General features: G+C 53.6%; 14 protein-coding genes. 12 read left to right on the top strand and 2 right to left on the bottom strand.

Annotated features, from left to right (window positions below; all coding sequences use genetic code 11):
• Window positions 1-49: 49 nt before the first annotated feature.
• Together rlmB and G6R38_RS27245 are read right to left on the bottom strand one after the other, a co-directional pair.
• Window positions 50-841 (bottom strand): 23S rRNA (guanosine(2251)-2'-O)-methyltransferase RlmB, encoded by a 792-nt coding sequence (gene rlmB, locus G6R38_RS27250; RefSeq protein ID WP_166831950.1) that lies wholly within the window; start codon window positions 839-841, stop codon window positions 50-52.
• A 121-nt stretch (window positions 842-962) separates the two neighbouring features.
• The gene (locus tag G6R38_RS27245) at window positions 963-2,159 is read right to left on the bottom strand and encodes an LptF/LptG family permease (protein WP_166831948.1); all 1,197 of its coding nucleotides are present in this window, start codon (window positions 2,157-2,159) and stop codon (window positions 963-965) included.
• Between the two features lie 201 nt (window positions 2,160-2,360).
• Here G6R38_RS27245 and G6R38_RS27240 point away from each other — a divergent pair, with 201 nt between their 5' ends.
• From G6R38_RS27240 to G6R38_RS27185, 12 genes are all read left to right on the top strand, one after another.
• Window positions 2,361-3,764: an alkaline phosphatase family protein gene (locus tag G6R38_RS27240; protein ID WP_166831946.1), complete on the top strand. Its 1,404-nt coding sequence runs from the start codon at window positions 2,361-2,363 to the stop codon at window positions 3,762-3,764.
• 25 nt (window positions 3,765-3,789) lie between these two features.
• Window positions 3,790-4,491, top strand: coding sequence for a lysophospholipid acyltransferase family protein (locus tag G6R38_RS27235; protein WP_166831943.1), 702 nt, complete (start codon window positions 3,790-3,792; stop codon window positions 4,489-4,491).
• A 53-nt stretch (window positions 4,492-4,544) separates the two neighbouring features.
• Complete coding sequence (gene cdd / locus G6R38_RS27230) at window positions 4,545-4,973, top strand: cytidine deaminase (protein WP_166831941.1); 429 nt, start codon at window positions 4,545-4,547, stop codon at window positions 4,971-4,973.
• 160 nt (window positions 4,974-5,133) lie between these two features.
• Window positions 5,134-6,645, top strand: a complete 1,512-nt coding sequence (locus G6R38_RS27225) for an aldehyde dehydrogenase family protein (RefSeq protein ID WP_166831940.1) — start codon at window positions 5,134-5,136, stop codon at window positions 6,643-6,645.
• 338 nt (window positions 6,646-6,983) lie between these two features.
• Window positions 6,984-9,026, top strand: a complete 2,043-nt coding sequence (locus tag G6R38_RS27220) for a GDSL-type esterase/lipase family protein (protein ID WP_166831939.1) — start codon at window positions 6,984-6,986, stop codon at window positions 9,024-9,026.
• Between the two features lie 118 nt (window positions 9,027-9,144).
• Window positions 9,145-9,561: a hypothetical protein gene (locus G6R38_RS27215; RefSeq protein WP_166831938.1), complete on the top strand. Its 417-nt coding sequence runs from the start codon at window positions 9,145-9,147 to the stop codon at window positions 9,559-9,561.
• Between the two features lie 402 nt (window positions 9,562-9,963).
• The gene (locus G6R38_RS27210) at window positions 9,964-11,577 is read left to right on the top strand and encodes a hypothetical protein (protein ID WP_166831937.1); all 1,614 of its coding nucleotides are present in this window, start codon (window positions 9,964-9,966) and stop codon (window positions 11,575-11,577) included.
• Window positions 11,578-12,224: 647 nt separating this feature from the next.
• Window positions 12,225-12,470, top strand: coding sequence for a hypothetical protein (locus G6R38_RS27205; RefSeq protein ID WP_166831936.1), 246 nt, complete (start codon window positions 12,225-12,227; stop codon window positions 12,468-12,470).
• Window positions 12,467-12,880, top strand: a complete 414-nt coding sequence (locus G6R38_RS27200) for a hypothetical protein (RefSeq protein ID WP_166831935.1) — start codon at window positions 12,467-12,469, stop codon at window positions 12,878-12,880. Before G6R38_RS27205 ends, G6R38_RS27200 begins: the two co-directional genes overlap by 4 nt.
• A 182-nt stretch (window positions 12,881-13,062) precedes the next feature.
• Complete coding sequence (locus tag G6R38_RS28555) at window positions 13,063-13,230, top strand: SEC-C metal-binding domain-containing protein (protein WP_166831934.1); 168 nt, start codon at window positions 13,063-13,065, stop codon at window positions 13,228-13,230.
• 95 nt (window positions 13,231-13,325) lie between these two features.
• On the top strand, window positions 13,326-13,766 hold the full coding sequence (locus G6R38_RS27190) for an AAA family ATPase (protein ID WP_166831933.1): 441 nt from the start codon (window positions 13,326-13,328) through the stop codon (window positions 13,764-13,766).
• The coding region (locus G6R38_RS27185) for a tRNA(His) guanylyltransferase Thg1 family protein (protein WP_166831932.1) at window positions 13,756-14,374 on the top strand (619 nt) is incomplete at its 3' end. The genes G6R38_RS27190 and G6R38_RS27185, both read left to right, overlap by 11 nt.

Below are 14,374 nucleotides of genomic sequence, written 5' to 3'. Positions count from 1 at the left end.
GGCAGCAATCCGGCTAAGCGATGACCACATTTGGTGAGGCGAACTGAATCTACTTGCTAACCACTTCGTTTCGCTGTCTTCTTGCTTCATACAGCAGAATGCCTGCGGCGACCGCGGCGTTGAGCGAACCGACTTGACCGCACTGTGGGATCGCAATGAGTCCGTTGCAAAGTTCTTGCAGTTCCGGTCGGATTCCTTCGCCCTCGTTCCCGATGATGAGCGTGGTCGCCGGTTGAAAATTGCAATCCGATGGCGAACGGTCGGCTTTTTCACTCGCGCCGACGATTTGGTGTCCGCTTTGGCGAAGACTTTGGGTCCATTCGACAAGGTCAGGGACTTGGGCGATCTTCAAATGATTGACTGCGCCTCCGGATGTGCGAGCGACCAAGCTGTTCACTTCCGCTTGGTGCATGTCCCCAATGAAGACCCCATCCACGCCCAACACCTCTGCCGACCGCAAAATGGCACCGAAGTTGTAGGAGTCTTGAATCCGATCGAGCATCACGAACAGCGGCTGATCGGCAGCGGCTTGGAGAACCTCTTTCGCCACATCGTAAGGAAACGGCGGCATCTTCGCGATGACGCCTTGATGGTTCTTTACACCACAGAGTTGGCTTAGCCGTTTCGGCGATTCGGCAGAGACGTCAACTGCTCGGGTATTGGCGAGCGTTCGGAAATCCGCATCGAGTTCATCGGTCAGCGTATCCGCTAACAACAGTTCCATGACCGGCCAACGACCGGCTTGAAGAATCTCGCGAACTGCGTGCCGACCCCACACCCAACAACGTTGGTGTCCGCCCATCAATTGATTCCGGGACTTGCGTGTAGCGCGTCGAGACATGGGATTTCGCAAAGTTGTTTGACGACACTGTAGCCGTGTTGAGCATGGATTCAAAACGCGCGGCTCGCCGAACGTTGGCATCCATCAAAACCGAAATCCTAGAGTGCCGGTCGCAAGGAAATCAATGCCGCAGCACTTTGAATAGCACTCGCAGTCCCACGACTCCCAGAAGCAAGTTGCCCGCCCACATCGCGTATGATGGGTCGACGCTACCTTGCTTGGAGAGGTTCATCATCAACAACGCAATGGGATAGTACCCCAACAAGATCGGCAGGAAACACAGGAAGAAACTGGTCAGGAATTGGCGACGACCTTGCAAAATCGCGAACGGTCCGCCGACAAGCACGAAGAAGAAGCAACTTGTGGCCATCGAAATTCGGCTGAAAGTCTCCGTCCGGAGCTTGTTGAATTCTTCGATTGTGAAGTCTTGATGCTTCTCGAACATCACGAATTCGTTTTCGATCATGCGGTCGAAATCGCCGATCGCCATCAGCATGGCGGCGTCGAGGTCTTGCCGAGTGCGTTGCTCGGAAATTTGTTGTTCCAAACCGTTGAGCTGACCATGAATGCGGTTCAGGCTCATATGTCGGGCGTTGGGCTTGCGGATTTCCTGCGGCAATGGAAATGCGTATTCATCCTCGGTGAGGAATAGCTGCTCGTCGCCGGCGGTGTCGATGTGCGCGTTCCGCAGATGCAGCACGACTTCTTGCCGATCGAGATCGAACTTCAGTGTCGCTTCCGCTGCTTGCACCGTCGCCGTGCTGCCACCACGCGGGGCATATTGAAAGACCGGTTTGATCAACGTTTTGCCTTGCACATCCATCACATTGATCGAGAACCCGCGTTGCTCATCCTTGACCTGATGATTCGAGCGGAGCATATCCAGGAAGATGTCTTCCATGGCTTCGGTGACGGTGCGTTGAATGTTCGCAACCGCCCATGGAATGACTTGGTCGGTGAGCACGAGTGAGACCAAACTCATCACCGTGCCCAGCAAGAACGCGGGAAGAAGCAGAGACATCACATTGATACCCGCCGCTTTTGCCGCCGTGATTTCCTGGTCACCGGCAACACGCCCATACACCACACACACGGCCAACAGCAGCGTTGCGGGAATGGTAAACGGAAGCAAACTGGGCACAATGAACGGCAAGATCTGTAGCACCTGCCACGGACCAAGCCCGCTTTCACTGATTTCCTTGAACACACCCACAAATACCAACAGGATTGTGAGGAGGCTCAACAAAAACAGGAAGACTTTTGTCAATTCCCAGAGGATGTACCGCTGCAACAATCGCATCGGTCGGACTGACTCCATCGTGAGTTGTTTCGTTCTTGGCGATGGGGGAAATACTTCAAATCTCGCTTGGAGGTCAATGCCGATTCGGGACGGCCAATGCGGGAAACGAAGAACAATCGGGAACGCACATTGGTCATCTGCCTTTGACAACACCATCGCGGCAACCGATGATTCGCTGCCAGAGTTCCCTCATCCGTACCCAGAATACGAATGCCGAAGATGACGCAACCTTTGATTGTGATGAACGTTGTGGGGTTGACGCACGAGATGCTTGGCCCGGACACGCCCCATCTCTCGCGACTGGCAGCCGACGGGTTTGCCCAGCCGATGGGCACGGTATTGCCCGCGGTCACGTGTTCGGCTCAATCCACGATTTTGACGGGAACGATGCCCCGCGAGCATGGCATCGTGGCGAATGGTTGGTACTTCCGCGACTTGTCCGAAGTGTACTTGTGGCGTCAGTCAAATCGGCTGGTTCAAGGCGAGAAAATTTGGCACACCGCGAAAAAACGGGACTCCAAATATACGACCGCTCAGATGTTCTGGTGGTACAACATGTACGCGGATGTGGAGTATTCGGTCACACCGCGACCGAGTTACCCCGCCGATGGTCGGAAAGTATTCGATTCCTACAGCCATCCGGCAGGTCTCAAAGATCAACTGCAAGCGGATCTGGGTGTGTTCCCGTTGCTGCGTTTTTGGGGGCCGGGGGCGGACATCACGAGTTCCGCCTGGATTGCAGATGCTTCGATCCAGGTGATGAAGCAACACGACCCCACTTTGACACTCGTGTATCTCCCGCACCTCGATTACAACCTTCAGCGTCTGGGCCCCGATGATCCCGAAGTTCGCGAGGACATTCGCCAGATTGACGCGGTGGCCGGCAAGTTGATCGACGCCGCTCGCGAACTCGGTCGGGAAGTCGTGGTGCTTTCGGAGTATGCGATCACGTCCGCCACGCAGCCGGTTCATATCAACCGTGTCTTGCGGGAAGCCGGTTTTCTGACGGTGCGGCAGGAACCGCTCGGTTGGGAGACGCTCGATTACGGGGCATCGCGGGCCTTCGCGGTTTCCGATCATCAAATTGCTCATGTCTACATCTCCGACCCCGCGGACATTCCGAAAGTCGCGGAGGTGTTGAAGCAGACGGACGGAATCGAAATGGTGTTGGATCGGGCCTCGCAAGCCGAGTTCGGTCTCGATCACGAACGGTCTGGGGAATTGATCGCCGTTGCTGCACCGGGGGCGTGGATGACGTACTACTTCTGGTTGGATGACGAAAAGGCCCCTGACTACGCTCGCACGGTCGATATCCATCGCAAACCTGGTTACGATCCGGCGGAACTGTTCATCGATCCGCAAATCCGGTTTCCCAAAATGCGAATCGCATCGCGGTTGGCTCGTAAGCTACTTGGGTTTCGCTACTACATGGATTTGACGCCATTGGATGCAAGTCTCGTTCGTGGAACGCATGGTCGATTGCCAACCCCCGGAAAAGAAACCAGTGAGGCTCCGGTATTTATTTCCTCGTCGCGTCGGATTGCCCGTGACAATATCCCGATGACAAGCGTCAAAGAGTTGCTGTTGGAACTTCAATTCGCATCGCAACCGAGCGCCTCTTGACGCACCCCACCGAAATTTCATCGCCATGCCGAAGACGAAAACTGATTCCCAACCCGAGGCGACTCCTCACCCGACCCGCCGCAACCTGTATTGGTTGACGATCCAATTCATCCTTCGCATGTTCTTCACGCTTCGGTTTCGATATCGGGCCCGTGGGCTGGAGAACATTCCGGACTCCGGTGGCGGTTTGGTGTTGAGCAACCATCAAAGTTCGCTCGATCCACTGTTGATCGGTTTGCCGTTGTCCCGCCCGGTGAGTTTCCTGGCCCGCGACACATTATTCCCGATCCCGGTCATGGGGCACATTCTGCGGAAGACGTACGTGATGCCGATCAATCGGGATGCCGCCAGTACCGCAACAATTCGCACCGCCGTCGGACGGATGAAGCACGGGTTTCTCGTCGGCATCTTCCCCGAGGGCACACGCAGTCGGGACGGGAAAATCGGTAAGATCAAACCCGGGTTCATCGCGTTGGCACGACGCAGCGGTTTGCCGGTCTTTCCCGTCGGCATCGCTGGTGCAAATGGTTGCATGCCGTCCGGTTCGATCTGGCCGCGGCAAGGGCACATCCATGTCGTTTTTGGCGAACCACTCTCGCAAGACGATCTCGCCGACCATCTCAAAAAAGGGCGAGAAGAAGAATTGACTGCCCTCATCCACGAGCGTTTGACGGCTTGTCAGCAAGCAGCCGAGGATTGGCGAAGTCGCGAGATGTCCGGCAGTTGAATCCGGAAAGAGAATTCTGCGTTGCAACTCGTACCCACGTCAGGACGAATCGAATGTCGATTTCCACCGAGAACCGGCAACGTCTGATCGACGCCGCCATTCGTGTCCGCAAGTTGGCGTATGCTCCTTACTCCGAATTCCAGGTGGGAGCGAGTCTGTTGAGCACATCGGGGGAATTGTTTACCGGCTGCAACGTCGAAAACGTCTCCTACGGTCTGACGATCTGTGCCGAACGAGTGGCAATTGCCAATGCGGTGAGTCAGGGAGAACGAGCGTTTCAAGGGATGGCCTTGTGCACGTCATCCGCCGGCACACCATGTGGAGCTTGCAGTCAGGTACTCGCGGAATTCGTGTCGGGTGAATTTCCCGTCCTGATCCTCGATCCCACGGGCATCGTGCGTCAAGAACTCACTCTTAACGATCTACTCCCAATCCGTTTCGCGCTGCCCAAAGTGCCGTCCGACCAAGAGGGGGCCAACTAGCACTTTCTTGATCTATGCTGTGCGTGAGATTCAAAGCCACGTCACGCAGGATGACTCTCCGAGCCCGATTCTTGACAGTCACACTGGTGCTGGCTGACAATTAAGAACGAGTCGGTCCCATTCTTGTTCGTGAATCTCTAACACGTCAGAAACGTTAGTCATGCCTTTCACTACAGACGCTCCCGCCGCCGGTTCCGAAACAATGTCGTTTCTTGATCAGGATCATCAGTTGTTGATCGATGGTCAGTGGATTCCCGCAGAATCCGGAAAGACGTTCGAAGTCAAGAATCCTGCGGACGGCAGCACATTGACTTCGGTCGCGGAAGGTGACCGGGCCGACATCGATAAAGCCGTGGCTGCCGCACGGAAGGCGTTTGAGGACGGCCCTTGGTCTCGGATGACAGCATCGGAACGGGGCAAACTGATCTGGAAACTCGCCGACTTGATGGATCAACACGTCGAGCAATTTGCCGAAATTGAAGCCCTCGACAACGGCAAACCGAAGTCCGTCGCCGCAGTCGCCGATGTTCCGCTGGCGATCGATCTGTTCCGATACATGGCAGGCTGGGCCACGAAAATCGAAGGGAACACGATTCCGATTTCGGTTCCCTATCTTCCCGGAGCTGAGTTTCACTCCTATACACTCCGAGAACCTGTCGGCGTGGTCGGACAAATCATTCCTTGGAACTTCCCACTGTTGATGGCGGCTTGGAAACTCGGACCGGCGTTGGCAACCGGCTGTACGATCGTGCTGAAAGTCGCTGAAGAAACCCCCATGAGTGCCCTGCGATTAGGGCAATTGATTCAAGAGGCCGGCTTTCCGCCAGGCGTCGTCAATATCGTGACAGGATTTGGTGAGACGGCCGGGGCAGCATTGGCCGCGCATCCAGATGTCGACAAGATCGCCTTCACAGGTTCCACCGAAGTCGGCAAACTCATCGTCAAAGCCGCTGGGGAAACCAATCTGAAGAAAGTCACGCTCGAGCTGGGAGGCAAAAGCCCAAACATCATTTTGCCCGATGCCGATCTTCCCGCCGCGATTGCCGGTGCAGCCAACGCGATCTTCTTCAATCATGGTCAGTGCTGTTGTGCCGGGTCTCGACTGTTCGTCCATCGCACGCAATTCGATGAAGTGGTGGAAGGAGTCGCGGCTCAGGCCAAAGAGATCAAACTCGGACCGGGCATGCATCCTGAGACCGGAATGGGGCCGATGGTCTCGCAAATTCAACAGGATCGCGTTTGCAGTTATCTGGAATCGGGTTTCCGAGAGGGAGCCCAGGCCGTCGTGGGCGGGAAACGAGATGCCTGTTCGGGCTACTTTGTTGAACCGACGATCCTCGTCGATACCAAACCCAATATGCAGGTAATTCAAGAAGAAATCTTCGGTCCCGTCGTCGCCGCCGTACCGTTTGATGATCCCGATGAACTCATCGCCACCGCCAACGATAGCATTTACGGCCTCGCCGCCGCCGTCTGGACCAAAGACATCAGCAAAGGCCATCGCATCGCCCGACAACTGAAAGCGGGTACTGTCTGGGTCAATTGCTACAACATCTTTGACGCGTCCCTGCCATTTGGTGGTTATAAACAGTCCGGTTGGGGGCGAGAAATGGGACACGAAGCTGTTGATCTCTATACACAAACCAAGGCGGTGACTGTCCAACTCCACTAACACGTTTGGCATTGGCGTGATGTGAGCAAGAAAACGTGGTCAGACCTCGTCTGACCACATGCCGCCTACTCTTGTGAGGAGTGTGTGCAGCGGGAAAGCAAGCTCCTCTTGCTAGACGAAATCGCAGAGCGGTCACTATTAATACTAGTGACATTTGCAACGTCACCGATGACGGTCTCAAAACATTCGCCGAAGAACTTTGCATCAAGACTAGTAGCAAATCACCATCACATCGTTGCACGCGATCCTAGACACAGTCTAGTCGATGCCACTGAGACAGTTTACTTGTCATGGGCTCAATTGCGATTTCAACGACTCGAGCAAAGGACGTGATACTCGTGAAACATTCTTGGTACACCACTATATTCGCCTATGTCATTATTGGTTGTCGCCTCGCGATGGCGGCTCCACCTGATTACGCTTGGCTGCCGCAAGCGCCTCGTCTTTCGGCTCCGACCGGCGAAGTGATTCATGCGACGAATGTCCAAGAGTTGTTTGCCGCCGCCAATACGATCAAACCTGGAGGCACGATTCTGCTTGCTGATGGACAATACGAATTGCCTTCGGTACTCACACTAGCAACGGACAACGTGACGCTTCGCAGTCGCTCGGGGAATCGACACGATGTTATTCTTGACGGCACCAATAGCCGGCATGGTGAATTAGTGCTAATCAGTGGTGAAGGCATTACGGTTGCCGATCTAACCATTCAGAACATCAAGTGGAACGGGTTTAAGATCGCCTCGGAACATGGAGCACAGCGGGCACGGATCTATAACTGCGTCGTTCACAATATTTGGCAGCGTGGTGTCAAAGCCTCTCATATTCCACCAGCACAAGCGGAGCTATATCCCCGCGATTGTCGAGTGCAATTCTGTCTGTTCTACAACGATCGGCCGAAACGTTTTGAAGATGATCCCACCGATACAACGAAGACTTACAACGGAAACTATATCGGTGGAATTGATGTCAAGAACACTCATGGTTGGACGATCAGTGACAATGTGTTCGTAGGCATTCAAGGCCGGACTCGCGAAGGACGGGCGTGTGTCTACATTTCCGAAGAGGGTCACGATTGTGTTATCGAACGGAATGCGATTGTTGACTGCGATGTTGGTATCGCCCTGGGCAACCCATCACGAGTGGGGGATTGGCTGCACGCCATCGACTGTGTGGTGCGGAACAACTTTATTACCGGTTGCCCCGAGACCGGAATTCTTGCGTGCTACACAAAGAACTGCCAGGTTATGCACAACACCATTCATGAACCCAGTAGCCGTTTTGGGCGACTCATTTGGGTGCAGAATGTCAATAAGGACTTAGTCGTCGAGAATAATTTGCTCAGCGGAGCGGCGTTGCTAGTCACGAGCGACGACGTGGTTGAATCTCGTTTGAACTATTCCGCCGAAGATCTCTCGCAATTGTTTGCCGATGCTGACACGGGGGATTTGCATTTAGTCAAACCTGTCAAAGACATCGTCAATACCGCAGCCCGACTGCCACTCGTGTCTCATGATATCGATAGTCAACCCCGCTTAGATCAGCCCGATATCGGAGCTGACGAGTTCGTCTTCAATCAGGATGCTGAATCAACACCGTCTCAAGAGACGATCACTCAATCTCGTCCAGCCAAGGAGCCGAGTTGGGTTCAGCCAATGCAAAAAGTTCATGCGAAATTCCAAGGCCAATTCGGGTATATTGCACAGTTCGGCGATTCAATTACCTTCAGCATGGCGTTTTGGACGCCTATGGGTTGGGACGATCCACAACAATATCTCACGCAGAATGATGGTCTCCCTAAAACACCCGCTGGCAAGCGATGGCGGGATGTGATCCAAGGCGAACGCGACAAAGGTCCCAAGCATGGCAACTATTCTGGATGGACGGTCAAGAATGTGTTGGGCGTGGTGGACGACGTTCTTGAAAATCAGTCCCCAGAAGTGGCAATTATCATGGTTGGGACCAATGATATTGCTAGTGGCAACGTACCGAAGTCCTATAAGACGGATCTTGAGCAAGTCGTCAAGAAGTGCCTAGCAGCTCACTGCATCCCGATCCTCAATACAATCCCACCGCGTCGAAATCGCGAGACGAGTGTTCGCGAGATCAACCAAATCATCAAGGATGTCGCCAAGACCTATCAGGTTCCGTTGGTTGACTACCACGCGGAGATTCTCAAAAGACGCCCCAACGGTTCCTGGCAAGACACGCTGATCTCTAAGGACGGCGTCCATCCCACCGGTGGCAAGACAAATATCTACACAACCGAAAATCTCAAGAACAGCGGCTACGCCTTACGCAATTGGCTCAATTTTCAAGCAGTCCGCGACGTCTACTTCCACGTCTTGCATGCTAAGAATCCGGGTGAACCTAGCGATTAGATATTAGACCTAGTGGCGACTACATCACCTGAAATTCATCACGTTCGCAAAGCTGTTCGCGTCTCGGAATCGTTGGTTGTTCTAGGAACTCGACCGGCGTCGCGGTACCGAGCGACGCTTGTGTTCAGCGGTTGCGTGCTTTCTTTCTCTAACCATGGTTATCCTGGGATATTCGAGCGTTTCGGGACAACAGACGCTCCCTCCACGAATTGCCGCTGCACTGGCGAAATACGAAGCAGCAGAGCAAGCCGCCCCGAAAGACTTCCCGCTGTTGCGAAAGCGTCTTGATGGGACCAAATGGTCGTGGGAGCGGTACGGGCGGAAAACGGGGATAACGCTGGATTTTTACGAAAATGGAACTTACTCGTGGCACGAGCGAGGCAACGAACGAGGCATCGAGTATCGAACCGTCAGCCCGCACTCCGTCCTGCACGGCGACGGACAAGGACAATTCATCTTCGACTATGAATTGACGAAGTTCATCTACATTGACCTCAAAAAGGACACCGTCCGAACAGGCAAACGCATTCCTTAGGAAAGCGAAAGGTTTGCTTGCGTTTCCCCCAATTTGCGGCAGGCTGAACGGTAGATCGCTTTCGCCGGACAACTCACCGACGCCATCGCATCCCGCGAAGTACCAGCCTTCTTTGCGGGTCGTACCACAAGTAGAAGCGTAAATGAATACTTGTTGAATGCGATCAAAGAGAAAAACGCCGTAACCCATTGCGGTTACAGCGTTTCTAGAGTGCCCCCGCAAGGACTTGAACCTTGAACCTACTGATTAAGAGGGAGTTTGCATTTACAAAAAAGTGCATTATTTGCAGGGTTTTGAGGTTTCTTCGTATCCGATTACGTGGTGATTATTGCCAGTATCGGATACACTGGTATCCGATGGAGAATCTCACCAACCCCACCCTTGCAAGAGCAACTGTTGAAGATGAGTTACTCAAAACGATGCAAGAAGAATGGAATCAAGATCGAACTCACTTGGTTTGCACCCCGTAAAAAATGGAAGTCATCAAAAGGTGTTTCAGATGGCTTCCCCGTCTGGTACTCGAAAGGCGATGATACTCGGCACGACACAAAAGCAGGCTACGAGGCCGCTCTTCACGAGTGGATTATTGAGAAGGCGAAACGAGATGCCGAGCGTCCAAATGCCTCGGTCTGGCATCTTCATAAGGCTTTGTTCGAGCAGGTGCGAGATTGCTGCCACGAGCCACAACTCAGCAAAGATGTGTCGAAATTTCTGGACAGTATCGAGAACGTTCTTTCTCGCCCGGAACTTCCTGATCGTATCGGTATAGGCGGGCTAAGTGATCGGTTCAGGGCCGAGTTCGTTGGAGTGAAGGCTGAGAAGAAGTCCGGCGTCGAGGCAATGCTCCCCACGACCTTGGGAGGAACAAGCTTTGGTACGCTCAACTACCAACTTCCTGAGAAGTGGCAGCACATTCTCGAATTGCACGCCACCACAGGAGTAAATCGCCCACAGACGGTGAAATACTGGGCTGAGCGATATCTTGACTCCCTTCAAGAGAAAGCGGCGGTCAATCAACGATCCCCAAAAACCTACACATCCGCCAAGTCCCATTTGGCAAAGTTCCGAAGCTACATCGGCGATGAATCACACATCACATCAATTACCGGCGTTCGCTGGCAGGATTTCTACTCGATGCTACTGAACGACCGAGAGTTAAAAGTCGGCTCTAAAATGTCGTATCGGCGTGCTGCCATCACGTTTACCGAGTGGGCATGGCGGCAGGACGAGTGCGAACTCGAAACGCTCCCCAAGAACTTGAAAGATCGCTCGATGACCTTCGTGAACATCGAGATCGACGATAATGATGAAGTGGACGCCGAAGACGACTTCGATCCGAGGATGTTTTGGGAAAAGGACGACTTCACAGCGACACTCGCCAGCGATGAGCTTAACAACCACTGGAAGTGCTGGTTGTTGCTGTTCCTGAATTGTGGCTTCACACAGACGGATGTGAACGATATCCGCCATCGACAGTTGAACCTGAAAGACGGGCGGTTGATTCACAAGCGGACAAAGACAAAGCGGACGCCGAATCCACCAAGAGTGAACTATAAATTGTGGCCATCCACCATTGCCGCTATCAAAAAGGTCATCTGCAAGGACAACAAGTTTGCCTTTCTTACAGTTCGTGGCGGACGACTCACGCCGAAGAAGACAGAGACAACAAAGGACGGCGAGTTGAAAACAATCCAATATGACAACGTTTCGAGAATGTGGGGGCAGATGAAAAGTCGGGGTGTTGATCTGCCAGACAGGGTGTTGAAAGGTCTTCGCAAAACGGGTGCTGCGACGATCAAGGAATACGACCTGAGCATGAGAAAGCTTTATCTCGGGCACTCGGGAGATATCGCAGATAAGAACTACGACCCAACGTCTGGCAGACCGTATCAGCCACTCGATGACGCCATCGACTATCTTGGGTCTCGCTACGGCCAATGCGATCCACCAGCACAGAAGGTGACGCTCACCGCTGAGATGGTGAAGACGTTGCAGGAAGCTGGTCACATGATTTGACCCACCTCGACTTCGCAGTTTTCCTGAATCAGTTTTCATACTCGGCCTGTGGTGGGCACCCCCTGCAACTTTCAGTTTTCATCCTCGAACTGGAAGTTGCTCATGCCTCAACGCACATCGGCCTATGAAATCCTCGCCCGCTACTGGGTGTTCGCTTTCATTCTCTCATTGCCAATCGGCATCCCTGCGATTCTTGTCGGAGCAATCAGCCTTCCAATTTTGTCGCTGATAACCTTGGCCACTATCTTGTTCTTCAACTTCGTTCAATGGATCGGAGGGCATCTGTTTTCCGCAGTCTTCTTCAGCGACGACGAAGAATACCGGACGTTCCGAGAATGTGGCGGCGACCCTTGGTTTCACCTTGGCTGTCCACCGCCGTTTAACTGCGATTCCGAGCGAGTCAGGATGACCGGCAGTGACGCACCTGCGCCCCAATGGGTCTGCCGCAACTGCGGATCAGGCATGTCTGATCCCAATAAGTCCTGCCGAGTTTGCGGCTTTGGTCGGTGGCGGTGTGGTCAGTGTGGTTCGGTTGTCCTCGGCCAGTTCACTCGCTGCGCTGAGTGCGGCAACCATCCCCGACAAAAGAGAGGCACCCCTTAGTAGAGAAGGTTTTCAACTTTCCAAGAGCAAAGGGGGGGCAACTCATGAAAATGCCTGTCACTTACTGCGAAATCCTTTCGCTGGATTCTGGGGTCGCCGACTGTCCAACAACTAATGACGAAAAGGCGGTATTGTTTCTGACCATCCGTGTTACCGGACAGGGCGTCGTCAATCTGGCGATCAGAAATCCGCACCGACTGGCCGAGGACTTACCAAGAGTCATCGAGCGATCCGCTGTTCTCAACGGTGGTGAGTTTATACCAGAGCATCCCGAAGGAGATCAGGAATGAGCGAGAACCCAACCCCACCAATTCTGTCGCTCGTCAAAATTGGAAGTGACGAGTTTCCTCGCTACCGGATCGTTAAAGGCGATGCCCTTCGGAATCCAGTGTATTGGAACTGCGAGTCCGAAACATGGACGGAGAATGAAATCGAGGCCACGGTGTATGCCGACATGAACCAAGCTCTTTGGGATCAACATGACCTGCTGATGGAAAGCGTCAGCGATAGCCCTTGCCACCGCTACGTCGCTCCACTTCGCATCGAACTCTACGGTAAGAAGCCTCATCTGGCTCAGTTTCAAGAGTGGTTGGAGAGGGCCATTCGGATCGTCGTGAACACACCGGACTTCGGCTATGGCCCTGACGGAGCGGTCGGCCTCATCGTGGCGCACTTTGGGGAGTTGGTCGAAGAGGAGTGAGCGACTGCTTGCTCAAACTCCGGTTCAGACACGTTCAGTGGCAACCTTAATAAGCTCGTCGGCCCGAGCGAACCTTTTCCGTGTGGCGGTGTCTACGAAAGGAACAACTAAAGAGAATGGAGGTGCGCTATGTCAAATACGAGCCATGAACATTTTAACGAACAGCCATTTTTTTCGAGACGATGAGCAAGCGTCGTCGAGGATTCCCGTCCGAAACGCAGGTGAAGAGTGGGGTGCGGGTCGTCCACGGTGACAAACTGCTGGAGGAAAAGCTCGGCAGAAACGATCTCTGCCCTTGCGGTTCCGGCAAACGCTTTAAGAAGTGTTGTCTCAAGAAAGGCTGCTTTTGATGGTGTGAACCGGGACCTGTACTTTTAGGGATTGAATCACTAAGCCCACTCGGTTCAGAAATACCGAGTGGGCATTTTGTATTTAGGAGAAAGTAATGGAGGCGGTGGTCTTCATCGGTCTGCAAGCGTCGGGGAAATCTTCCTTCTACAAGGAACGGTTTTTCTCAACGCACGTTCGCATCAGCCTCGACCTGTTGCGAACTCGGAATCGAGAACGGCGACTACTGACTGCCTGTCTGGAAACTCAACAGTCGTTTGTGATCGACAACACAAACCCGACTCGTGAGGGGCGAAAAAAGTACATCGATGCTGCGAAGTCGGCCAAGTATTCCGTCTTCGGATACTACTTCCGGTCCAAGGCCGAGGAGTGTCTCGCTCGGAACCGACAGCGAACGGACCAAGTGCCCGATGTCGGCATCCTGTCCACGGCCAAAAAACTGGAACTCCCAACACTGGAAGAAGGGTTCGATACCCTGAAATACGTCCGACTGACGGAAACTGGTTTCGTCGTCGAGGAGTGGAAAGATGAAGTTTGATGATCTCGACAAGAAAATGCGGGTCTTCGAGACCGCTGCCGACCTGTGCGTGTTGCCTAACATGTATATGGTTGCCCGTCTGGATGGTCGGAGCTTCACCCGGCTGACTAAAGAGGCGTGCCAGTTCGAGGCTCCCTTCGACGAGCGTTTCCGTGACCTGATGGTGGCCACCACGGAGTCGCTGATGACCTGCGGCTTCCGGGTGCTGTACGCCTACACGGAGAGCGACGAGATTTCACTGTTGTTCGATAACGAGGAGCAACTCTTCGGCAGGAAACTGCGGAAGTACAACTCGACACTTGCCGGTGAAGCCAGCGCCCAGTTCTCGCTCAAGCTCGGACAACCGGCCTGCTTTGATTGCCGGATTTCCCAGTTGCCCTCGGCAGAACTGGTTGTCGATTATTTCCGTTGGCGGAATGAAGACGCCGCACGCAACGCCCTGAACTCATGGTGCTATTGGACGCTTCGCAAAGAAGGTCAGAACGAACAACAAGCCACGAAAGGACTGCTCGGCTTGTCTGTGAGTCAGAAGAACGAATTGCTGTTTAAGTATGGAATTAACTTCAATGATCTTCCTAACTGGCAAAAGCGTGGTGTCGGACTGTATT

The sequence above is a fragment of the Thalassoroseus pseudoceratinae genome (genome assembly GCF_011634775.1).
In the GTDB taxonomy this organism is placed as follows: Bacteria; Planctomycetota; Planctomycetia; order Planctomycetales; family Planctomycetaceae; genus Thalassoroseus; species Thalassoroseus pseudoceratinae.
This window is presented reverse-complemented; position numbering and strand designations above follow the sequence as displayed.